This is a genomic window from Streptomyces sp. NPDC026246 (assembly GCF_055567995.1).
This window is the reverse complement of sequence record NZ_JBVHPJ010000001.1, coordinates 232,531-252,888: the sequence shown is the minus strand read 5'-3', so window position 1 is coordinate 252,888 and position 20,358 is coordinate 232,531. Positions and strand designations below refer to the sequence as shown.

Here is a 20,358-nt window from a genome sequence, read left to right as displayed (position 1 = left end):
CTCCAGCGCATGGGCCCGAGCATACGCACACCGGCGGCCGATCGCGGCGGCGATCACCGCAGGGCCGGTAAGGGCACCCTAAGCACGTCCGGTTAGGCTGCGACCGACCGTCCGACACACACCCCGGGAGCCGGCCTTGCCGCACACGACCGACACGGGCGGCCGCGCGCCGCACGCCCTGGCCGAGACCGGCTGGACCGAACTGGAGTCGGCCGACGAACTGCGCCGGCTGCTGGGTGAACCCTGGCCGGTGGTGATCGAGAAGGTGCACGACCGGCTCACCGGCCAGGACCGGGAGATCCTGTCCCGCTCGCCCTTCTGCCTGCTGGCCACGTCCGACGCGCAGGGCAACTGCGACGTCTCGCCGCGCGGGGACGTGCCGGGGTTCACGCACGTCCTCGACCCGGGCACCATCGCCCTGCCCGACCGGGCGGGCAACCGGCGCGGCGACAGCTTCCACAACATCCTGGGCAACCCGCACGCCGGACTGCTGTACCTGGTCCCGGGCGCCAAGGAGGTGCTGCGCGTGAACGGCCGGGCCCGGATCCTCACCGACGCCCCGTTCTTCGACGCCATGGCGCGGGAGGGCGGGCGTCCGGCGCTCGCCCTCGTCCTGGAGATCGACGAGGTCTTCCTGCACTGCCCGATGTCGCTGCGCCGCTCGGGCGTGTGGGACCCGGCGTCGTGGCCCACCGGGTGAGCCGCCGCTTCCTACCCCTTGTCAACGCAATATTAGGTTAGGCTAACCTTCGCCTTGTGAGATCTGGTGAAGAACCCGTGGGCGGACCGCGTCTGCGCGGGCATCAACTGTCGGCCACCGGCGTGACCGTGTCCTACGACGGCACCGACGTCGTGCACGACGCGGCGCTCGCGCTGCGGCCCGGCGAGGTGACCGTGCTGGTGGGCCCCAACGGCAGCGGGAAGTCGACGCTGCTGCGCACGATCGCCAGGCTGCAGCGGGCCCGCCGGGCGCAGCTGACGCTCGACGGCGCCACGGACGGACTCGCCCTGTCCGCCAAGGAGTTCGCCCGGTACGTGGCCCTGCTGACGCAGGGGCGGCCCACGCCGAGCGGCCTCACCGTGCGCGACCTCGTGGAGTTCGGCCGCTATCCGTACCGCGGCCGCTTCGGCCGTCCGGACCCGGACGCGCAGGCCGCCGTGGAGCGGGCGCTCGCACTGACCGGCGTGAGCGAACTCGCCGAGCGCGGCGCCGACCACCTCTCCGGCGGGCAGTTGCAGCGGGTCTGGCTGGCCAGTTGCCTCGCGCAGGAGACCGGCGTGCTGCTGCTGGACGAGCCCACGACCTATCTCGACCTGCGCTACCAGGTCGAACTCCTCGACCTCGTCCGTGACTTGGCCGACGACCACGGAATCGCCGTGGGCGTCGTCCTGCACGACCTCGACCAGGCGGCCGCCCTCGCCGACCGGGTCACACTGCTCGAAGCGGGCCGGATCGTCGCCGACGGCCCGCCCGAGGACGTCCTGACCCCCGAGCGGCTGACCGCCGTCTACGGCATCCGCATCGACGTCGACACCGACCCCCTCACCGGCCGCATACGGACCCGACCGGTCGGCCGGCACCACACCCGTTCCACCCGAAGCGAAAGGCTCGGCACCACCACATGAGACGCCTCCTGCTCACCGCGGCCACCACCACCGCCGCGGCGCTCACCCTCGCCGCCTGCGGCACCACCGAGCCGGCCGCCGACAGCTCGAAGGACAAGCCTGCCGAGGCCATCACCCTCACGGACTCCACGGGCGCGAAGGTCAAGCTCGACGGACCCGCCAAGAAGGTCGTCGCCACCGAGTGGAACGAGGTCGAGAGTCTCATCACGCTCGGCGTCGACCCGGTGGGCGTCGCCGACGTCAAGGGCTACAAGATCTGGGACTCCGCCGTCCCGCTGAAGAACGAGCCGAAGGACATCGGCACCCGCGGCGAGCCGAGCATGGACACCATCGCCTCGCTCTCCCCCGACCTCATCGTGGCCAGCTCCGACCTGCCGGACGCGGCCGTGAAGCAGCTGCGCAAGGTCGCCCCGGTCCTGGAGATCAAGTCGGCGGACGGCTCCGACCAGATCGGCCAGATGTTCGAGAACCTCGACCTCATCGCCAAGGCGACCGGCACCACCGACCAGGCCGAGGCGGCCCGCAAGAGCTTCGACGCCAAGGTCGCGGAGGGCAGGAAGAGCCTCGCCGACGCCGACCTGGCCGGCACCGACGTCGCCTTCGCCGACGGCTATGTGACGTCCAACCAGGTCTCCCTGCGGCCCTACACCAGCTCGTCCCTCATCGGCTCCGTCAACGAGCGGCTCGGGCTGAAGAACGCCTGGAAGGTCAAGGGCGACCCGGCCTACGGCCTCGGCACCACCGACGTCGAGGGCCTCACCGGCCTGCCGAAGGACGTGCAGTTCGCCTACATCGGCAACGACGGCGACAAGTCCAGCAACCCGTTCTCCGGCCAGCTGAAGAAGAACGCGGTGTGGACCTCCCTGCCGTTCGTGAAGGCGGGCGACGTGCACCGGCTGCCCGACGGCATCTGGATGTTCGGCGGTCCCCGGTCGATGGAGGCGTACATCGACGCCCTCGTCGACGCGCTGCAGAAGTAACGCCCGTCATGGCCGTCACCGAAGCACCCCCCGCCACCCGTCCGCCGGCGGCCGCGTCCCGGACGGGTGCGGCCGCGGTGACGGCCGGACTCGTCCTGGCGGTCGTGGCCCTCGCCGTCGTCGACATCACCCAGGGCACCGCGGCCGTCGGGCCCTCCCAGGTGTTCAAGGCCCTGACCGGGCAGGCCGACGCGGGCGACGCCTCCGTCGTCATCGCCTCCCGGCTGCCCCGGATGACCGCCGGCATCCTGGTCGGCGTCGTCCTCGGCATCGCCGGCGCCGTCCTGCAGGCCGTCAGCCGCAACGTGCTCGCCTCGCCCGACACCCTCGCGGTGAACGCCGGTTCGTACCTGGCGCTCGGCCTGGCCGGCGCATCCGGCCTCTCGCTGCCGCTGCTGGCCTCCTCCGGTGTCGCCTTCGCGGGCGGACTGGTGGCGGCGGCCGTCGTCCTCGCCCTGTCCGGCCTGGGCACGGGCACCGTCCGGCTGGTCCTCGCCGGCACGGCACTCGCGCTGGGGCTGAACTCCGTCACCGAGGGGCTGCTCCTGCTGTTCCCGCAGGAGACCGAGGGCCTCTACCAGTGGAACCAGGGCAGCATCGGCCAGAACGGCTTCGACGGCGTGCTGCAGATGCTGCCCGTCGCCGTGGCCGGCCTCGCCGGGCTGCTGCTCGTCGCCCGCCGGGTCGACGCCCTCGCCCTCGGGGACGACGCGGCGCGCGGACTGGGCGTCCCGGTCACCGCCACCCGGGTCACCGTGGTCGTCCTCGCGGCCCTGCTGTCGGCGGCCGCCGTCACCCTCGCCGGACCGCTCGGCTACGTCGGCCTGTGCGCACCGGCCCTGGTGCGTCCGCTCGCCCGCCGCTTCCGGGGCTTCGTGCGCGCCCGGGCGGCCCTGCCGGTGGCCGGACTGGCCGGGGCCGCGCTGGTGCTCGGCTCGGACGTGCTGCTGCGGGCGCTCATCCCCGCCGACACCGCCGTCGCCGTCCCGACCGGCATCGTCACCAGCCTGGTGGGCGCGGTGTTCCTGGTGGTGACGGCCCTGCGGCTGCGGGACACGGCCGGGGCCGAGACCCCGGACCGGCTGCGCATCCCCAGCCGGGCGGTGTTCACCGTCACGGTCACCGTGCTGGCCGCCGTCGTCGTCGGTGTGGCCGTGGCCGGTGTGCTGCTGGGCGACAGCAAGCTCCTGCTCGGCGACGTCGCCAACTGGGCGCAGGGGCGGGCCGGTCAGGCCGTGTCCTTCGTCCTGGACACGCGGGTGCCGCGGGTGCTCGCGGCCCTGTGCGCGGGTGCCGCGCTCGCCCTGGCCGGCACGCTGGTGCAGGCCGTGACCCGCAATCCGCTGGCGGAGCCGGGCGTGCTGGGCGTCTCGGGCGGGGCCGCGCTGGGCGCCGTCGTGCTGGTGACGACCGTGCCGTCCGCGGGGTCCTGGGGCATCGCCGCCGCCGCGTTCGGCGGGGCCGCGCTGGCCTCCGCCGTCGTCTTCGGGCTCGCCGCCCGCGGCGGCTACCGGCAGAACCGGCTGGTCCTGGTGGGCATCGGCATGGCGGCCGGCTCCACGGCGCTGATCAGCCTGCTCATCGTGCTCACCGACCCGTTCAACGCCGTCAAGGCGCTGACCTGGCTGTCCGGTTCGACCTACGGGCGGACCACGGCGGACGTCGTGCCCGTCGCCCTGGTGCTGGCGCTCGGACTGGCCGTGGCGGTCGCCCGGCGCACCGAACTCGACCTGGTCTCCCTGGACGACCACACCCCCCGGCTGCTCGGTCTCGCCCTGCCCGGGGCCCGGCTGGGCTTCCTGGTGGTGGGTGTCCTGCTCGCCGCGACCGCCGTGGCCTCGGCCGGCACCATTGGCTTCGTGGGACTGGTGGCGCCGCACGCGGCCCGGGCCCTGGTGGGCCGGCGGCACGTGCGGGTCGTGCCGGTCGCCGTCCTGCTGGGTGCCGCGCTCGTCGGGACGGCCGACCTGATCGGACGCACCGTCATCGCCCCCGCCCAGCTCGGGGCCGGGCTGATGACCGCGGTGATCGGGACCCCGTACTTCCTGTACCTGCTGGTCCGCGGCCGGAGGGCGACATAGGGCGGCACACGACACACAATGCCTGGAATGCCCCGCATATCCCTGTTGTATGGATCCACGCACAACGGGAGTGAGGGAGCATGGCCAAGGACATCACGGACGCCGGCCCGCCGCCGTCCGCGAGCCTGAAGCCCGACGCGATCGGGTTCCTCGACGCGCTGGTCATCGGGCTCAACGCCACCTCACCGGCGTACTCGGTGGCGGCGGTCATCGGGCCGATCGTGGCCCTGGTGGGTCTCTACGCCCCCGGGGTCATGCTCGCCTCGTTCGTGCCCATGCTGCTGATCGCCTCGGCCTTCTACTACCTCAACAAGGTGGACCAGGACTGCGGCACGACCTTCTCGTGGGTCACCCGGGCCATGGGCCCGTGGGCGGGCTGGCTCGGCGGCTGGGCCATCACCATGACCGGCGTCCTGGTCGTCGGCTCGCTGGCGGACGTCGCCGTGACCTTCTTCCTGCTCGCGGTCGGTCTGGACGGCTGGGCGGACAACGACGTCGTCCGCCAGGTCCTCACGGTGCTGCTGATCGTGGTGATGACGGCCCTGTGCGTGATCGGCACCGAGGTGTCGGCCAAGGTGCAGAACGTGCTGATCCTGGCGCAGGTCGCCTGCCTGCTCGCCTTCGCCGTCGTGGCGCTCTACCGCGTGTACGCCGGCACCGGCACCCTCGACGCGATCGAACCCGAGTTCTCCTGGCTGGACCCGTTCGGCGCGGGCGGAGCGTCCCTCACCGCCGCCCTGCTGCTGGGGGTGTTCATCTACTGGGGCTGGGAGTCGGCGGTCAACCTCACCGAGGAGGTCGAGGACTCGGCGACCGCGCCGGGCAAGGCGGCCGTGTGGTCGACGGTGCTGCTGCTGGTGACCTATGTCGCGGTCGCCTTCGCCGTCGTGGGCTACGCCGGCACCGCCTACCTCGCGGAGAACGCCGGCGAGGAGGAGTTCGTCTTCGCGCTGCTCGCCGGGGAGGCGATGGGCGGCTGGGACTGGGTGGTGCTGCTGGCGGTGTCCACCTCCGCGCTCGCCTCCACCCAGACGACGATCATCCCCGCGTCGCGCACGGGCCTGTCCATGGCCCGGCGCCACGCGCTGCCCGCGCACTTCGGCCGCATCCACCCGCGGTTCCGCACGCCCGACGTGAGCACCTGGTGGGTCGCCGGCATCGCCATCGCCTGGTACCTCGTGCTGTACCACCTCAGCGAGAACGCCCTCTTCGACTCCCTCACCGCCCTGTCCCTGCTGATCGCCTTCTACTACGCCCTCACCGGCGTGGCCTGCGCGGTGTACTACCGCCGCCAGCTGACCCGCAGCGTCCGCGACTTCCTGCTGATCGGGCTCGGTCCGCTGATCGGCGCGGGGCTGCTGGCCTGGCTCCTGGTGGAGTCGGTGACGGACATGGCCGATCCGGCCAACTCCTACAGCGGAGTCTCGTGGTTCGGGCTGGGCCCGCCCCTCGTCATCGGCATCGGCATCGCGCTGACCGGCGTGATTCTCATGGTCGTGTGGCGGTTGCGGGCCCCCGCCTTCTGGTCGGAGCAGCCCGGCGTGGTCGACCCCGCCCTCCTCGACGGCAAGGAGTCCTGAACATGTCGGTGGTCCTCGGCTACGACGAGTCCCCGGGCGCGCGGCGCGCGCTGCAGGTCGCGATCGAGGTGGCGACCGCGTACGACGAGCGGCTGGTCATCGTCTACGGGGCCGCGGCCCCCGGTGTCACCGGCGAGGAGTACGGCGCCCACCACGACGCCGTCCGGGAGGCCGGGAACACCGCGCTCGGCCGCGCGGTCCGGGTGGCCGAGGAGGCCGGGGTGCGCACGGAGGTGGAACTGGTCGACGAGCGGCCCGCCCAGGCGCTGCTCGACACCGCGGCCCGGCAGGGCGCCCGGGTCATCGTGGTGGGCACCTGGGGGGAGAGCCCGGTGCGCGGCGCGCTCCTCGGCTCGACCCCGCACAAGCTGCTGCACCTGTCCACCGTCCCGGTGCTGTGCGTGCCGGCCGAGTCCTGAGACGGGCGGGGGCCGTTCCGCGGCTGCGTCACGCACCTTCCGCGATCGGGTTGGGCAGCGGCAGGTAGCGCGCGTCGGCGCCGTCCGCCCCCGTCCAGCGCAGCAGCAGGTTGGTCTTGGCGGGGAGGGTGGGCGAGGCGAGCAGGGCGGCGATCTCGGGCAGGTCGTGGCGGGCCAGTTCGCGGCGGACGGCCGGCCAGGGGTCGAACCCGGCGTGCCGTTCGGCCAGGGCCGCGGCGATCTCGGTGAGGTGGTTGACGACCAGGCAGTACACCAGCCGCTCCCAGCCCGCCTCGCGCGAGACGTCCGGCACCAGTTTCACGCCCTCGGCGTCCCGGTACAGCGCCTGCACCGGGACGCCGGCCGCGTCCACGGCGACCAGCGTGTTCTGCAGGTGGGCCTCCAGGACGACCCCGTGCCCGGCGAACGCCCACAGGACCGGCGGGACCACGCACGACAGGTACGCCGTCCACCAGCCCCCGGGGTCGGCGGTGCAGTCCAGGGGGCTCCCCTCGAAACCCTCGACGAGGCCGGCGGCGAGCAGCGGGGTCGCGCCGGGCCGGAGCCGGTCCCCGAACCCGTCGCGGACGAGGACGGCCAGGGCCTCGAAGGCGAAGCCGGCCGTGCGGTACCCGCGGTCGCCGAGCCAGGCCGGAGGGCCGTCGAACGTCTCGAACGCGGCGCACACGGCGCGGTCGGTCCGGCGCAGGGCGAGCAGGTCGTGCCGCCACAACCGGCGGATGTCGTTGGTGATCCGCACGTCCAGGCTGAACTTGAGGAACACGTCGTGCCCGGGCGAGTACAGCGTGCGGATCGCGGCCGTGGGCCAGCTGTCCTCGGCGGCCGTGCCCAGGCGGACGAGCCGGCCGTCCGCGAAGGCGGCGGCGAGTTCCGGTCCGGCCAGATCGAGTTGCCAGGGGTGGGCCGGCAGCAGCCGGTAGCCGGGCGGGGCCGTGCCCAGCGCGTCGAGCGCCGAGGTGTCGCCCTCCTCGACGACGAGGTCCTCGCGCAGACCCAGCAAGGTCGTCGGGAAGGCGGCGTACGCCTCGGGCGCGTAGGGCAGCCAGCCGGCGGCGGGGCCGCCCCCGCGGGCCTTGGGGGCGGGGTGGTGGGTGTGGCCGGTCAGGAGCGACTGCTCGGAGCGCCGGTAGGGGTCAGCGGGCGGGGCGGTCCGGGCCCGGGCGGCCAGCAGCGCGGCGACGGCGTCGCGGCTGTCGCGCATCTCGGCGGGCAGTTCGTGGTTGGACAGGCCGGTGCGGCGGCGCAGTTCGTCGGCGACGAGTTCCACCAGCTCCGCGTGGTCCAGGCGGTGCCAGCCGCCGGCCGTGCGCACCTCGGGGCGGGCGGGCCGGCGCGTTCCGCGCACGCGCAGCAGACGGTCCCCGCCGGGCAGGTGGTACACCCGGTGGTCGCCGTCGCCGGGCACCGGGCGGGCCATTTCGCGCAGCAGGCAGTTCAGCAGCGGTACGGCGGCGTAGGCGTCGGCGAGACGTGCGGTGGCCGGGTCGTCGCCGTGGGCCGAGTCGTCGTCGGCGGGCGGGGGCATGAGGTCCACGCGTTCCACTCGTCCCTGTGGTCCTTCCGGCGTTCCGGGCGGAGATGATCAGTATGCCGGTCGTCGCCGTCCCGCTGTGACGCCCTATCCGTACCCGAGGAGCCCGCCCGTGCACCGTCCCCCCTGCGCCGAGACCGAGGTGGCCGAGGAGCTGGCCGTCGTGCGCCCCCGCCTGCTGCCGCGGTACGAGGCCGAACTGCCCGGCGCCCGGGCGGCCGTGCTGTCCCGCCTGTGGCGCGGTCTGGCCCATGATCCGCTGCCCTGGGCCGTCCGCCGGGAGGCCGGCGGGGACGGGCTGACCCTGCACCTGGCGGACGGTCGCCGGCTGCACGGGCCCCGCCCGGACCCGTATGCGACCGGCGCCGCCGTCACGGCCGTCCGGCTCGACGGGACGGACCACGACGATCCGGCGCGGTTGATGACGGCGCTCGGCGTGCCGCACTCCGCCTCCTTCGCCGCCGAACTCGCCCACAGTGTCGCCTCGATGGCCCTGTCCCGGGCCGGGCAGCCCGGAGGCACGGAGGAGTGGCCGGAGCACGACTGGGAGTGGGAGCAGCGCATCGTCGACGGGCATCCGTTCCATCCGGCGTGCCGGTCGCGGCCCGGTTTCTCGGTGGCCGAGCAGCTCGCGTACGGGCCCGAGCACCGGCCGGTGGTGGAGCTGGGGATGGTGCCGGTGCGGGCGCACGAGTGCCTGGTGTCGGGCGTGTGGCCGCGGGAGCTGCGGGACGGGGAGCACCTGGTGCTGCCGGTGCATCCCTGGCAGGCGGCGCACGTGCTGAAGCGGACCTGTGACCGGCGGCGGCCCGGGCATCCGCTGATGGCCCTGCGGACGCTGGCCCTGCCCGGCGGACCGCATGTGAAGACCTCGCTCAGTGCCCGGCTGACGTCCTCCGTGCGGGACATCTCCCTGCCCTCGGTGGCCGCCTCCGCGCTGCTGTCGGACTTCGCCGCGACGCCCGCGGCGCGCACGGGGGGCCTGCTGCACGTCACGCGCACCCTGGGCGCCGCGGCGGCCGGTTCGCCCGACTTCGCGGCCGTCCTGCGCGAGTCGCCGCAGTCCTACGCGGCGCCCGGTGAGCGCGTCCTGCCGGTGGCCGCCCTCGCCACCACCGACCTGCCCCGCTCCCCCGCCTGGCTGGCCGGGTTCGCGCGTCTCGCCCTCACCGTAGGCCTGCGGCTGCTGGAGCTGGGGGTGGCCCTGGAGGCGCACGGCCAGAACCTGCTCGTGGTGCTCTCCCCCTCGGGCGAACCGCTGCGGCTGGTCTACCGCGACCTGGCCGACATCCGCGTCAGCCCGGCCCGCCTGACCCGGCACGGCATCGAGGTGCCCGACCTGCCCGCGCGCATGGTCACCGACGACGACCGCGCGCTGCGCCGCAAGCTGTTCGGCTCGCTCGTGGCGGGCGCGCTCGCCGGCACGGCCGGTTCGGGCGGGGCGCTGGCCGCGGCGCTGGAGACGGCGGTGCGCGATCTCCCGCGCACGGCGGACCTGGCCGCGCTGCGCACCGATCCCCTGCCCGCGAAGGCGCTGACGCTGATGCGGCTCTCGCCCCGGACCCTCGGGGACCAGTGGGCGGAGCTGCCCAACCCCTTGCTCTGAGGCCCGTTTTGGAGCCCGCCCCGGGTGATCAATAGGATCCGCCGATGATCACAAGTAAACGGCTGGCGGCGGGCGTGTGCGCCCTGCTCGCCGCGCTCACGGCCGGGCTCGCCTTCCCGGCCGGGGCGGCCGCCGGCGAACCCACGGGCCAGGACGCCCCCAAGGTCGATCTCGTCCTCGACGTGAGCGGCTCGATGCGGGCGCGGGACATCGACGGCCGGTCGCGGATGGCCGCCGCGAAGCAAGCCTTCAACGAGGTGCTCGACGCGACGCCCGAGGAGGTGGAGCTCGGCATCCGCACCCTCGGCGCCGACTACCCGGGCGACGACCGCCGGACCGGCTGCAAGGACACCGCGCAGCTCTACCCGGTGGGCCCGCTGGACCGCACCGAGGCGAAGACGGCCGTCGCGACGCTCACCCCGACCGGCTGGACGCCCATCGGCCCGGCCCTGCTGAAGGCGGCCGACGACCTGGACGGCGGCGACGGCTCCAAGCGCATCGTGCTGATCAGCGACGGCGAGGACACCTGCGCCCCGCTCGACCCGTGCGAGGTGGCCCGGGAGATCGCCGCGAAGGGCATCGGCCTGACCATCGACACCCTGGGCCTGGTGCCGACCGCCAAGCTGAGCCGGCAGCTCAGCTGCATCGCGGAGGCCACCGGCGGCACCTACACCTCGGTGGAGCACCAGGACGAACTCACCGACAAAGTCAACGAGTTGGTCGACCGGGCGGCCGATCCCGTGGTGACGCCGGTGCCGGCGGAGGGTGCCGCCGCCTGTGCGCAGGCGCCGGCGCTGAAGTCCGGGCTGTACAGCGACCGTGAGGAGTTCGGGCAGCAGCGCTGGTACCGGGTGGACGTGCGGCCGGGTCAGGAGCTGCGCGCCTCGGTGAGCGTGGCGGCCGACCGGGCCGTGAACCCGGCCTACGGCGTCCTGCTGCGCGCGATCACCGCCAAGGGCCGTGAGATCGTGCGCGGCGAGGCGGCGGGCAACGGCCGCACCGACGTCGTCTCGACGGGGCTGCGCTACCCGAAGGCCGGGAGCGACGAGGAGGACGCCCCCGCCGAGGCGGTCTGCCTGGCGGTCTCGCACTCCTTCTCGGCGGCCTCCGGTGTGAAGACCACGCCCGGCCTGCCGCTGGAGCTGACCGTGGACGTCGTGGACGCCCCGGACCCGGCGGGCGACGTGGCCGCCTTCGGTCTGGGCCGCGGCTGGTGGCTGCTCGGCGTCCTGGTCCTCGCCGGCTTCCTCGCCGGTCTCGTCTGGGGCTGGCTGTCACGCTGGCGGGTCGCGGTCTGGAGGACCAACTGATGCGAGTTCTGCGTGCGACGATCGCCGCGCTGCTGACCGCGGGCCTCGCGGCCGCCCCGGCCGCGGCCGACTCCTCCCCGAGCCCGTCGCCGGACGGCTCCGGCGCGCCCTCGCGGGCCGGTACCTCGTTCCGCACCGCGACGGAGATCGAGCAGGGCCGGCGGGCCACGGCGGGCGGCTCCACGGGTGACTACCTGTACTGGTCGTTCCCGGCCGACACCGGGCAGCGCCCGACGGTCCGGGCGACGGTGGAGCTCCCCGAGACCCACGCCGCCCAGACCTGGCAGATCGACGTCTACGACGGGCTGCGCCGCCGCCAGGCCTGCCGGTACGGGGCGCAGACGCGCACGGCCTCGGCGGACGCCGCCTCGGTGGAGCTGGCCTGCGCGCTGCGCACGGTCCGTGCCTGGTCCGAGCCCTGGGCCGCCGATCCCCTGCCGGGCACGTACTACCTCCGCCTGACCGCCGTCTCCGTCGGCACCGGCGACCTCGGTCTGCCGGTGGGCGCCGAGGTCCGGGTGGACTCCGCCGACGCCGGCGGCGCCGCGGCGGTGGACGGCTCGCTGTCCGAGCCGCTGGTGCCGGGGATCGCGACCGCGCCGGAGGCGGAACGCGAGGACGCGGCGGTGCTGGCCGGACTCGAACCCGACGACGGCTGGAGCTCCGGCTGGTGGTCGGACCGGTGGGTGTGGACGGCGCTGGGCGGCGTCCTGGCCGCGCTGGCCGGTGTCGGCGGGTACGCGCTGACCCGCGGCACGGGACGGCCCTCCCGGGTCCCGCCGGGCGCGTGACACCGCAACCCGACGTGTGATCAGAAGGCCCGCCCTGTGCGGGCCTTCTGCCGTTCCCAGCGCCTCAGAGGTCCCGGAGCGCCTCGGCGAGCGCACCCTCGCCGCCCACCTCGACGCGGCCCGCCCGGACGGCGTCGGCCAGGGTCAGTTCCCCCCTGGCGAGCCCCGCACAGGTGGCGGTGTCCAGCACCAGCCGGGCGTCCGGCTCCACGGGGGCGGGCCCGTCACCGTGGACCGGCCCCTCCCCAGCCCCCGCGTAGAGGTGGAACAGGCCCTCCTCCAGGTGGACTTCGACGAGGCCCTCACCGTCCAGCAGGCGCAGCAGAGGCAGGGCGAACCAGTGCGCGCGCACCGCGTCCGTGGGCCCGCGCTCCCCCAGCGCCGCCTCACCCCAGGCGCCGAGCGCCTGGAGCACCGGCAGCAACTCCCGTCCCCGGGGCGTCACTTCGTAGACGGAGACGGCACCGGGCGGGGGCAGCCGGCGCCGGGTCGCCAGCCCGTCGCGCTCCATGTCCCGCAGCCGTGAGGCGAGTACGTCCGTGCTGACCCCGGGCAGATCCGCGTGCAGGTCGGTGTAGCGGCGGGGACCGGCGAGGAGCTCCCGGACGATCAGGAGGGTCCAGCGGTCACCGACCAGGTCGAGGGCGCGGGCGACGGAGCAGTACTGGTCGTAGCGTCGGCGAGGTGGCATGCGGGGCAGTCTAGACAAGTTGTTGGACTTTCCAAGCGACTACTTGGTAAAACCAAGCAACACCGGTCGCCAGAGGGGAAGCAGCACATGGAGTTCCGCCAGTCGAGCAAGCTGAGCGAGGTCTGCTACGAGATCCGCGGCCCGGTGATCGAGCATGCTGACGCGCTCGAGGAGGCCGGGCACAGCGTGCTCCGGCTGAACACCGGCAACCCGGCCCTGTTCGGCTTCGAGGCACCGGAGGAGATCGTCCAGGACATGATCCGGATGCTGCCGCGCGCGCACGGCTACACCGACTCGCGCGGTGTCCTCTCCGCCCGCCGCGCGGTCGCCCAGCGGTACCAGACGCTCGGCCTGGAGGTCGGCGTCGACGACGTCTTCCTCGGCAACGGCGTGTCCGAGCTGGTGTCGATGGCCGTCCAGGCACTGATCGAGGACGGCGACGAAATCCTGATCCCCGCCCCGGACTTCCCCCTCTGGACGGCCGTGACGACCCTCGCGGGCGGCAGGGCGGTCCACTACCTGTGCGACGAGCAGGCCGAGTGGTACCCCGACCTCGACGACATGGCCTCGAAGATCACCGACCGTACGAGGGCGGTCGTGATCATCAACCCGAACAACCCCACCGGCGCGGTCTACCCCAAGGAGATCGTCGAGGGCATCCTCGACCTCGCCCGGCGGCACGGCCTGATGGTCTTCGCCGACGAGATCTACGACCAGATCCTCTACGACGACGCCGTGCACCACTCGGCCGCCGCGCTCGCCCCCGACCTGGTGGTGCTCACCTTCTGCGGCCTGTCCAAGACCTACCGCGTGGCGGGCTTCCGCTCCGGCTGGCTGGTGGTCAGCGGTCCCCGGCAGCACGCCAGGGACTACCTGGAGGGCCTGACCATGCTGGCGTCCATGCGGCTGTGCGCCAACGCGCCCGCGCAGTACGCCATCCAGGCCGCGCTCGGCGGCCGCCAGTCCATCGGCGAGCTGACCGCGCCGGGCGGACGGCTGCGCGAGCAGCGGGACGTCGCCTGGCGCAAGCTCAACGAGATCCCGGGCGTGAGCTGCGTGAAGCCGAAGGGCGCGCTGTACGCCTTCCCCCGGCTCGACCCTGAGGTGTATCCGATCCACGACGACGAGAAGTTCGTGCTGGACCTGCTGCTGCGGGAGAAGATCCAGGTGGTGCAGGGCACCGGCTTCAACTGGCCCACGCCCGACCACTTCCGGATCCTGACCCTGCCGTACGCCGACGACCTGGAGGCGGCGATCGGCCGGATCGGGAGGTTCCTCGCCGGGTACCGGCAGTAGGCGCCCGGGCGGCTGTCGGTGGCGGGGCGGCTGTCGGTGGCGGGCGACTGTCAGCGGCGGGCCGTAGCCTTCGAGCAGGTGGGGCGAGTGCCCCGGGGCCCGCCGATGCCGGAGAGGAGCACGCCGTGACCCGACCGCCGACCGCCGCGCAGCGGCGTGTCATCGACGCCGCCGACCCGGTCACGGGACGGCTGAGGGGCACCCCTGCGCAGCTCGCGGCGCTGGTGGGGCGGGGGCTTGCCTTCCGGCATCCGAGGCCGCCGCACGACCACTTCCTCACGCCGGAGGGGCACCGGGTGCGCCAGGGCATCACACCGGCACCCGAGACGGGCGGCGCGGCCCCCTCCCCGTCCGGGGTGTTCGCGGCCCGTACCGGCGGCGAGCCCGACCCCCCGCCGTCCGGGCCCGCGCGGCGCCGCGAGGTGCACAGCGCCTGGCAGGGCCTGGTGGAGCTGCGGCGGATGACCAACTCGGACGGGTCGGTGGACCGGCCCTGCGGCTGGGAGCGCACGCATCGGGTGCAGGCCGCGGCCCTGGCCCTGGAGGCGGCCGGGCACCGCCCCGCCGGCCGGGAGGACGGGGGGTACCGGGTGCGGGACACCCCGCAGCCCGAGGCCGTCGCCGTCCACGAACCGGACCCCGGCGCCCTCCGGGCCTGCGCGGCCACCCTGGAGGGGGCGGGCTGGCAGGTGAGCGAGCACCGCGAACCGCGCACCGGCGCCCGCTACCTCCTGGCCTCGCCCCGCCGGGCGTGAGGGGCATGTCAGGATCGGTGGATCGTTGCGCAGTGCACGAGAGTTGCGAAGGGGAAGCCGTGAGCGAGCCGTTTTCCGTCCCTGTCACCGTCCGCGGGTACGAGACCGATGTGCAGGGGCACCTCAACCAGGCGGTGTACCTCAACTACGCCGAGCACGCCCGCTGGGCGCTCCTGCAGGCCGCCGGGATCACGCAGTCCGCCCTCGTCGGCACCGGCGTGGGCCCGGTCGCCCTGGAGACGACCATCCGCTACCGGCGGGAGCTGCTCGCGGGTGACGAGGTCGAGGTGACCTGTGCCTTCGAGTGGGGCGGTGGCAAGACGTTCCGGATCGAGCAGGCCGTCGTGAAGGCCGACGGCACGGTCGCCGCCGAGATCTCGGCGGTGGGCGGGATCCTCGACCTCGAGCGGCGCAAGCTGGTCGCCGATCCCGCCGCGGTGTTCCGCAAGCTGGCGTCGGACCCGGGCCTGTTCGGGCTCTAGGCGCCCGTGGGCCCTGCCCCGGCCGGCCTCGCGCCGACCGGGGCAGGGCGCACAGGACGAGCCCGCGCAGGGAGCCGCGGGGCGCTCTCAGGACGCCGACCGGGCGGTGGGTACGCCCGTAAGCTCCTTGCCCGTCTCCATCGGGTGGGTCACGTCGTGCGCGTCGCGCCCGCCCCCGCCCAGGTGGTTGAAGACCAGGTTGAGCAGCACGGCCGCCACACAGCCCGTCGAGATGCCCGAGTCCAGGACGATGCGGGCCGTCTCCGGGAAGGCGTGGTAGAACTCCGGCGCCGTGATCGGGATGATGCCGACGGCCAGGGAGACGGCCACGATCAGGACGTTGTTGTCCTTGTCCAGTCCGGCCCGCACGAGCGTCTGGATGCCGCTGGCGGCGACCGAGCCGAACAGGACGACGCCCGCCCCGCCGAGCACCGGGCGCGGTACGACGGCTATCAGTGAGGCCGCCATCGGACACAGGCCCATCAGCACCAGGAACCCGCCACCGGCGGCGACGACGAACCGGCTGCGGATGCGCGTCATGGCGACCAGGCCGATGTTCTGCGCGAAGGCGCTGCACATGAAGCCGTTGAACAGGGGGCTGATCGCGGAGCCCAGGGTGTCGGCGCGCAGGCCGGCCGCGATGGTCTTCTCGTCGGCCGGGCGTTCGACGATCTCGCCGAGGGCCAGCATGTCGGCGGTCGACTCGGTCATCGACACCACCATCACCACGCACATCGACAGGATGGCGGCGAGCTGGAACTGCGGTGTGCCGAAGTGGAAGGGGGTCGGGAAGCCGACGACGTCCGCCTGCGCGACGGGACCGAAGTCGGTGACGCCGAAGGGGATCGCGAGGAGCGTGCCGACGACCAGGCCGAGCAGTACGGCGATCTGCTTGACGAAGCCCCGGGTGAACCGGCGCAGCAGCAGCACGATCAGCAGGGTCGCGCCGGCGAGGCCGAGGTTGGTCGCCGAACCGTAGCCGTCGGCGGCCGGGTTCGGTCCCTGCGCCCAGCCGAAGGCGACGGGCAGCAGCGATATGCCGATCAGGGTGATCACGGAGCCGGTGACGACCGGTGGGAAGAAGCGGACCGCCTTGCAGAAGACGGGGGCGGCGAGGAATCCGAGAAGTCCGGCGACGATGACCGCGCCGAAGATGACGGGCAGGGCGTCGGACTTGTCCTCGGTGGAGGCGACGATCGCGGTCATCGGGGCGACACCGGCGAACGTGACGCCGTTGACGAACGGCAGCCGCGCGCCGATCTTCCAGATGCCGAGGGTCTGCAGGAAGGTGGCGAGGCCCGCGGTGAACAGGCAGGCGCCGGTGAGGAAGGTCAGGTCAGTGGCGGAGAGGCCGATGGCCGCGCCGACGATCAGGGGTGGGGCGACGACTCCGGCGTACATGGCGGCCACGTGCTGCAGGCCGGTCGTCGCCATCTTGAGCGCGGGGAGTTTCTCGTCAACGGGGTGGTCGGCCACAGCGGCGTCCCTCCGGTCGGTTACACGGCTGCACCGGAACGGCTGCCGTGGGTGTCATGGAGGTGGTGCGGGTGGTCGTGCGGGACCGGCGGACGGTGGTGACCGTCCCCGGGGGCGCGCGCATGGGCGCACGCCCCTCGGAGACAGCCGCCGCGGACCCCGCTCGGGTCCGCGGCCACCGGCCGGGAGCCGTCCCTCCCGGCCGGAGTATCCGGGTGGTCAGGCCTCGGCGGCGATCTGCGCCAGGCGCCGGGCCTCGTCCCGCGTGGCGCGGGCGACGGCGTCCTCGTCCACGGTCAGCAGACGGCCGTCCTCGACGATCTGCCGGCCGTCCACGAAGGAGGCGGTGACCGGGGCGGCCGCGCCGAAGACCAGCGCGGTCACCGGGTCGGCGATGGAGGCGTGGGCGAGCGTGTCCATCTTCCACAGCACCAGGTCGGCGAGCTTGCCGGGTTCCAGGGAACCGGTCTCCGCCGCCCGGCCGAGCACCTGGGCGCCGCCGTAGGTGCCCAGACGCAGGGCCTGGCGGGCGTTGAGCGCGGCCTCCTTGTGACCGCCGAGGCGGTTGATGAGGAGGGCGTTGCGCAGCTCGGTGTGGAGTTCGCCGGACTCGTTGGAGGCGGTGCCGTCCACGCCCAGGCCGACGGGCACGCCGGCGGCGAGCATGTCGGGGACCCGGGCGATGCCGGCCGCCAGGCGGGCGTTGGAGGACGGGCAGTGCGCGACGCCGGTCCGGGTGCGGGCGAAGGCGGCGATGTCGGAGTCGTTCATGTGGACGCAGTGCGCCATCCACACGTCCTCGCCGAGCCAGCCGATGGACTCGAAGTAGTCGGTGGGTCCCATGCCGAACAGCTCGTGGCAGAACTTCTCCTCCTCCACGGTCTCCGAGCCGTGGGTGTGCAGCCGGACGCCGAGGCGGCGGGCCAGCTGCGCGCCGTCGCGCAGCAGCTCGGTGGAGACGGAGAAGGGCGAGCAGGGTGCGACGGCGACCTGGGTCATGGCGTCGAAGGAGGAGTCGTGGTGCCGGCGCACGGTCTCCTCGGTGGCGGCCAGGGCGTCGTCGAGGCTCTCCACGGCGAAGTCCGGGGGCAGGCCGCCGTCCTTCTCGCTGCGGTCCATGGAGCCGCGGGCGAGGGTGAAGCGGACGCCCATGTCCCGGGCCGCGCCGATGATCGCGCCGGACAGGTCGCCGGAGCCGCGCGGGAAGACGTAGTGGTGGTCCATGGCGGTGGTGACGCCGCCGCGGGCCATCATCGCCAGCGAGCCCTGGGCGGCCGCGCGGACCATCGGCTCGTCGATGCGCGCCCAGGTGGGGTAGAGCGCGACGAGCCAGTCGAAGAGGTTGTGGTCGGTGGCCAGACCGCGGGTGATCCACTGGTAGAAGTGGTGGTGGGTGTTGATCAGGCCGGGGGTCACGAGGTGGCCGGAGGCGTCGATGCGGCGGGCCACGTTGTGGAGGCCCTCGGGGGCGGGGCCCGCGCCGAGGGATTCGATGCGGTTGCCGGCGATGACGACGTGCCCGCGGGCGTGCTCGGTGTCGTGTCCGTCGACGGTCGCGATCGCACAGTTCTCGATGACGATGCGCCGGTCTGCTGCCATGGTTCGTCCCTTTTCACGGTGTGTGCTGAGTCGGAGAGGGCACGGCAGGACCCCGGGAGTTTGAGTGCCGTGGCCGGGAGACGGGTTCCCCCGGCCACGGGTGCCGAAAAAGAGGGGGACGTCAGAGGTTGGTGAGGTCCTCCGGGATCCGCGCCTCGCGGCCCTCCCGCAGGATCGTCGCCTCGATCAGGCCGTAGGGCAGGTCGGCGGCGTAGTACACCTCGTTGTCGTTCTTCAGGCCGAACGGCTCCAGGTCGACCAGGAAGTGGTGCTTGTTCGGGAGGGAGAAGCGGACCTCGTCGATCTCGCTGCGGTGGTTGATGATCCGCGCGCCCATCTGGTACAGCGTCTGCTGCAGCGACAGCGAGTACGTCTCGGCGAAGGCCTGGAGCATGTGCTTCCTCACCTGCTCGTAGGACTTCTCCCAGTTGGGCATGCGCTCGTCGTCGTCGGTCCAGTTGAACCGCCAGCGGCCCGACACCTCGGTGGCCAGGATGCGGTCGTAGGCCTCCTTCAGGGTCGTGTACTTGTCCTTGACGTAGCCCCAGAACTCGGAGTTGGTCGAGTTCATCACGACGAGGTCCTTCAGGCCCGAGATCACCTCCCACTTCTCGCCGTCGTAGGTGACCTGGGTGAGCCGGACCTCCTGGCCCTTGCGGACGAAGGAGTGCTTGACGTCGTCGGCGCCGATGAAGCGCGAGTTGGCGTCGGAGGCCTCGATCCGCTCCCAGGCGTACTCCTCGATGCGGATGCGGGCCCGGTGGATCGGCTGCTGGCTGGTGACGAAGTGCCGGGCCAGGTGGATGCCGAACTGCTCGGCGGACTCGATGCCGTGTTCCTTGGCGAAGGCGAACACCGTGTTCTTGGTGGTGTCGGTCGGCAGGACGTTGGCGTTGGAGCCCGAGTAGTGGACCTCCTCCATGTCGCCGGACAGGGCGACGGAGACGTTGAGGTCCTTGATGTGGTGGGTGGCGCCGTCCCGCGTGATCTTGACGACTCGGTTCTCTGCCTTGCCGTACTGGTTCTGACCCAGGACCACAGGGCGGGCAGGGCGGGAAACGTCTGTGCGGGCAGGGCGGGAAACGTCTGTGCGGGCAGGGCGGGAAGTGTCTGCCATCTGTAGCTAGCTCCCTCGGTAAACGGAGTAGCCGAACGGGTTGAGCAGCAGCGGTACGTGGTAGTGCTCGCCCGGCACGACGGCGAACGTGATCGCCACCTCCGGGAAGAACACACCGGCGCCGCTGTCCCGGTTCGCGGGGGCGTCCTGCTGCGCATCGGCTTGCTTGTCGGTGAAGTACGGCTCCACGGCGAAGTCGAGCCGTACGTGGGTCGTTCCCTCCGGCAGGGCCGGCAGGTCCTTGCACCGCCCGTCCGCGTCGGTCGCCGAGCCGCCGAGCGCCTGCCAGTCGGCCGCACGTCCGGCGCGGGCGGACAGGTGGACGGCGACGCCCTCGGCGGGGCGGCCGGCGCTGGTGTCCAGGATGTGCGTGGACACGGACGCGGTGGCGGAGGTGCTCATGCTGCTGTCAGTCCTCTTCGACGAGTCGGGCCAGGCGGATGCGGTTGATCTTCCCCAGTTCGGCGCGGACGATCTCCCGCTCCTGCTCCGGCGTGTTGCCGAGGCGCTCCCTGACCGCGTCGCGCATCTGCTCGCCGGTGCGGCCGGTGGCGCAGATCAGGAAGACGTGGCCGAACCTCTCCTGGTACGCGAGGTTCAGTTCCAGCATCTCCGCCTTGAGCGCCTCGGTGGCGCCGGCCATGCCGCGCTGTTCCCGCGCCGAGGTGGGGTCACCGGGCTTGGGGCGGCCGATGGGCGGGTGGCCGGCCATCGCCTCGTCGAGGTCGGCGGCCGTCAGCTCCGCGGTGGCGACGTCACTCGCCGCGTACAGGTCCTCGGGGACGAGGTAGGGGCGGGCGGCGAGCAGGCGCTTCGCCCACGCCGCGGACGCGCACGCCTCGTGGAGCGCGGTGAACGCCGCGTGCTCCTCCAGGGCGTTGAACCGGGCCAGGCCCGGTGGCGTGGAAGTGGAAGTCACGGGAGCCTCCGTGGCCGGAAACGGCCTTCGTGCTGGACGGGCGTGCCGATAGCTAACGCCCAACCGCGACAGCACGTC

General features: G+C 73.2%; 19 protein-coding genes. 12 read left to right on the top strand and 7 right to left on the bottom strand.

The features are described from left to right. Window positions 1-136 precede the first annotated feature (136 nt). The 6 genes from ACZ4M5_RS01085 to ACZ4M5_RS01060 all read left to right on the top strand — a co-directional run bounded on the left by ACZ4M5_RS01085 (window position 137) and on the right by ACZ4M5_RS01060 (window position 6,686). Window positions 137-700: an MSMEG_1061 family FMN-dependent PPOX-type flavoprotein gene (locus tag ACZ4M5_RS01085; RefSeq protein ID WP_467731738.1), complete on the top strand. Its 564-nt coding sequence runs from the start codon at window positions 137-139 to the stop codon at window positions 698-700. Between the two features lie 56 nt (window positions 701-756). Beyond that, on the top strand, window positions 757-1,626 hold the full coding sequence (locus ACZ4M5_RS01080; protein WP_467731736.1) for an ABC transporter ATP-binding protein: 870 nt from the start codon (window positions 757-759) through the stop codon (window positions 1,624-1,626). Next, window positions 1,623-2,606: an ABC transporter substrate-binding protein gene (locus ACZ4M5_RS01075; protein ID WP_467731734.1), complete on the top strand. Its 984-nt coding sequence runs from the start codon at window positions 1,623-1,625 to the stop codon at window positions 2,604-2,606. Before ACZ4M5_RS01080 ends, ACZ4M5_RS01075 begins: the two co-directional genes overlap by 4 nt. Before the next feature lie 8 nt (window positions 2,607-2,614). Next, window positions 2,615-4,687: an iron ABC transporter permease gene (locus ACZ4M5_RS01070; protein WP_467731732.1), complete on the top strand. Its 2,073-nt coding sequence runs from the start codon at window positions 2,615-2,617 to the stop codon at window positions 4,685-4,687. An 80-nt stretch (window positions 4,688-4,767) separates the two neighbouring features. Next, window positions 4,768-6,267: an APC family permease gene (locus tag ACZ4M5_RS01065; protein ID WP_467731730.1), complete on the top strand. Its 1,500-nt coding sequence runs from the start codon at window positions 4,768-4,770 to the stop codon at window positions 6,265-6,267. A gap of 2 nt (window positions 6,268-6,269) precedes the next feature. Further along, entirely contained in the window at window positions 6,270-6,686 is a 417-nt protein-coding gene (locus ACZ4M5_RS01060; protein ID WP_467731728.1) for a universal stress protein, read from the top strand. 28 nt (window positions 6,687-6,714) lie between these two features. On the opposite strand, the gene ACZ4M5_RS01055 is transcribed toward ACZ4M5_RS01060, so the two are convergent. Continuing rightward, window positions 6,715-8,250: an IucA/IucC family protein gene (locus ACZ4M5_RS01055; RefSeq protein ID WP_467731726.1), complete on the bottom strand. Its 1,536-nt coding sequence runs from the start codon at window positions 8,248-8,250 to the stop codon at window positions 6,715-6,717. Between the two features lie 100 nt (window positions 8,251-8,350). Here ACZ4M5_RS01055 and ACZ4M5_RS01050 point away from each other — a divergent pair, with 100 nt between their 5' ends. From ACZ4M5_RS01050 to ACZ4M5_RS01040, 3 genes are read left to right on the top strand one after another with little or no spacing between them, the layout of a single operon-like run. Beyond that, complete coding sequence (locus ACZ4M5_RS01050) at window positions 8,351-9,844, top strand: IucA/IucC family protein (protein ID WP_467731724.1); 1,494 nt, start codon at window positions 8,351-8,353, stop codon at window positions 9,842-9,844. 44 nt (window positions 9,845-9,888) lie between these two features. Continuing rightward, on the top strand, window positions 9,889-11,154 hold the full coding sequence (locus tag ACZ4M5_RS01045; protein ID WP_467731722.1) for a VWA domain-containing protein: 1,266 nt from the start codon (window positions 9,889-9,891) through the stop codon (window positions 11,152-11,154). Beyond that, entirely contained in the window at window positions 11,154-11,945 is a 792-nt protein-coding gene (locus tag ACZ4M5_RS01040) for a hypothetical protein (protein ID WP_467731720.1), read from the top strand. Before ACZ4M5_RS01045 ends, ACZ4M5_RS01040 begins: the two co-directional genes overlap by 1 nt. Window positions 11,946-12,009: 64 nt before the next feature. Here the strand turns inward: ACZ4M5_RS01040 and ACZ4M5_RS01035 are convergent, their stop codons facing one another. Continuing rightward, a complete protein-coding gene (locus ACZ4M5_RS01035) occupies window positions 12,010-12,636 on the bottom strand; it encodes a winged helix-turn-helix transcriptional regulator (protein ID WP_467731718.1) in 627 nt (208 codons plus the stop codon). An 87-nt stretch (window positions 12,637-12,723) separates the two neighbouring features. Here ACZ4M5_RS01035 and ACZ4M5_RS01030 point away from each other — a divergent pair, with 87 nt between their 5' ends. The 3 genes from ACZ4M5_RS01030 to ACZ4M5_RS01020 all read left to right on the top strand — a co-directional run bounded on the left by ACZ4M5_RS01030 (window position 12,724) and on the right by ACZ4M5_RS01020 (window position 15,169). After that, window positions 12,724-13,932: a pyridoxal phosphate-dependent aminotransferase gene (locus ACZ4M5_RS01030; RefSeq protein ID WP_467731717.1), complete on the top strand. Its 1,209-nt coding sequence runs from the start codon at window positions 12,724-12,726 to the stop codon at window positions 13,930-13,932. A gap of 125 nt (window positions 13,933-14,057) precedes the next feature. Further along, window positions 14,058-14,687 (top strand): hypothetical protein, encoded by a 630-nt coding sequence (locus tag ACZ4M5_RS01025; protein ID WP_467731715.1) that lies wholly within the window; start codon window positions 14,058-14,060, stop codon window positions 14,685-14,687. A 59-nt stretch (window positions 14,688-14,746) separates the two neighbouring features. Then, on the top strand, window positions 14,747-15,169 hold the full coding sequence (locus ACZ4M5_RS01020; protein ID WP_467731713.1) for an acyl-CoA thioesterase: 423 nt from the start codon (window positions 14,747-14,749) through the stop codon (window positions 15,167-15,169). Between the two features lie 87 nt (window positions 15,170-15,256). Here the strand turns inward: ACZ4M5_RS01020 and ACZ4M5_RS01015 are convergent, their stop codons facing one another. The 5 genes from ACZ4M5_RS01015 to uraD all read right to left on the bottom strand — a co-directional run bounded on the left by ACZ4M5_RS01015 (window position 15,257) and on the right by uraD (window position 20,280). Next, window positions 15,257-16,645, bottom strand: a complete 1,389-nt coding sequence (locus tag ACZ4M5_RS01015; RefSeq protein ID WP_467731711.1) for a nucleobase:cation symporter-2 family protein — start codon at window positions 16,643-16,645, stop codon at window positions 15,257-15,259. 219 nt (window positions 16,646-16,864) lie between these two features. Beyond that, a complete protein-coding gene (locus ACZ4M5_RS01010; RefSeq protein ID WP_467731709.1) occupies window positions 16,865-18,244 on the bottom strand; it encodes an 8-oxoguanine deaminase in 1,380 nt (459 codons plus the stop codon). Window positions 18,245-18,365: 121 nt separating this feature from the next. Continuing rightward, window positions 18,366-19,361, bottom strand: a complete 996-nt coding sequence (gene pucL / locus ACZ4M5_RS01005) for a factor-independent urate hydroxylase (protein WP_467731707.1) — start codon at window positions 19,359-19,361, stop codon at window positions 18,366-18,368. 6 nt (window positions 19,362-19,367) lie between these two features. Beyond that, window positions 19,368-19,763: a hydroxyisourate hydrolase gene (gene uraH / locus ACZ4M5_RS01000; RefSeq protein ID WP_398109564.1), complete on the bottom strand. Its 396-nt coding sequence runs from the start codon at window positions 19,761-19,763 to the stop codon at window positions 19,368-19,370. A gap of 7 nt (window positions 19,764-19,770) precedes the next feature. Beyond that, entirely contained in the window at window positions 19,771-20,280 is a 510-nt protein-coding gene (gene uraD / locus ACZ4M5_RS00995) for a 2-oxo-4-hydroxy-4-carboxy-5-ureidoimidazoline decarboxylase (RefSeq protein WP_467731704.1), read from the bottom strand. Window positions 20,281-20,358: the final 78 nt, after the last annotated feature.

What these genes read in the sequence shown, in the direction of transcription:
- ACZ4M5_RS01075 (WP_467731734.1), top strand. Translation starts at nt 1,623, where the DNA reads ATGAGACGCCTCCTGCTCACCGCGGCCACCACCACCGCCGCGGCGCTC.
- ACZ4M5_RS01070 (WP_467731732.1), top strand. Translation starts at nt 2,615, where the DNA reads ATGGCCGTCACCGAAGCACCCCCCGCCACCCGTCCGCCGGCGGCCGCG.
- ACZ4M5_RS01065 (WP_467731730.1), top strand. Translation starts at nt 4,768, where the DNA reads ATGGCCAAGGACATCACGGACGCCGGCCCGCCGCCGTCCGCGAGCCTG.
- ACZ4M5_RS01060 (WP_467731728.1), top strand. Translation starts at nt 6,270, where the DNA reads ATGTCGGTGGTCCTCGGCTACGACGAGTCCCCGGGCGCGCGGCGCGCG.
- ACZ4M5_RS01045 (WP_467731722.1), top strand. Translation starts at nt 9,889, where the DNA reads ATGATCACAAGTAAACGGCTGGCGGCGGGCGTGTGCGCCCTGCTCGCC.
- ACZ4M5_RS01040 (WP_467731720.1), top strand. Translation starts at nt 11,154, where the DNA reads ATGCGAGTTCTGCGTGCGACGATCGCCGCGCTGCTGACCGCGGGCCTC.
- ACZ4M5_RS01035 (WP_467731718.1), bottom strand. Translation starts at nt 12,636, where the DNA reads ATGCCACCTCGCCGACGCTACGACCAGTACTGCTCCGTCGCCCGCGCC.
- ACZ4M5_RS01030 (WP_467731717.1), top strand. Translation starts at nt 12,724, where the DNA reads ATGGAGTTCCGCCAGTCGAGCAAGCTGAGCGAGGTCTGCTACGAGATC.
- ACZ4M5_RS01010 (WP_467731709.1), bottom strand. Translation starts at nt 18,244, where the DNA reads ATGGCAGCAGACCGGCGCATCGTCATCGAGAACTGTGCGATCGCGACC.
- pucL (WP_467731707.1), bottom strand. Translation starts at nt 19,361, where the DNA reads ATGGCAGACACTTCCCGCCCTGCCCGCACAGACGTTTCCCGCCCTGCC.
- uraH (WP_398109564.1), bottom strand. Translation starts at nt 19,763, where the DNA reads ATGAGCACCTCCGCCACCGCGTCCGTGTCCACGCACATCCTGGACACC.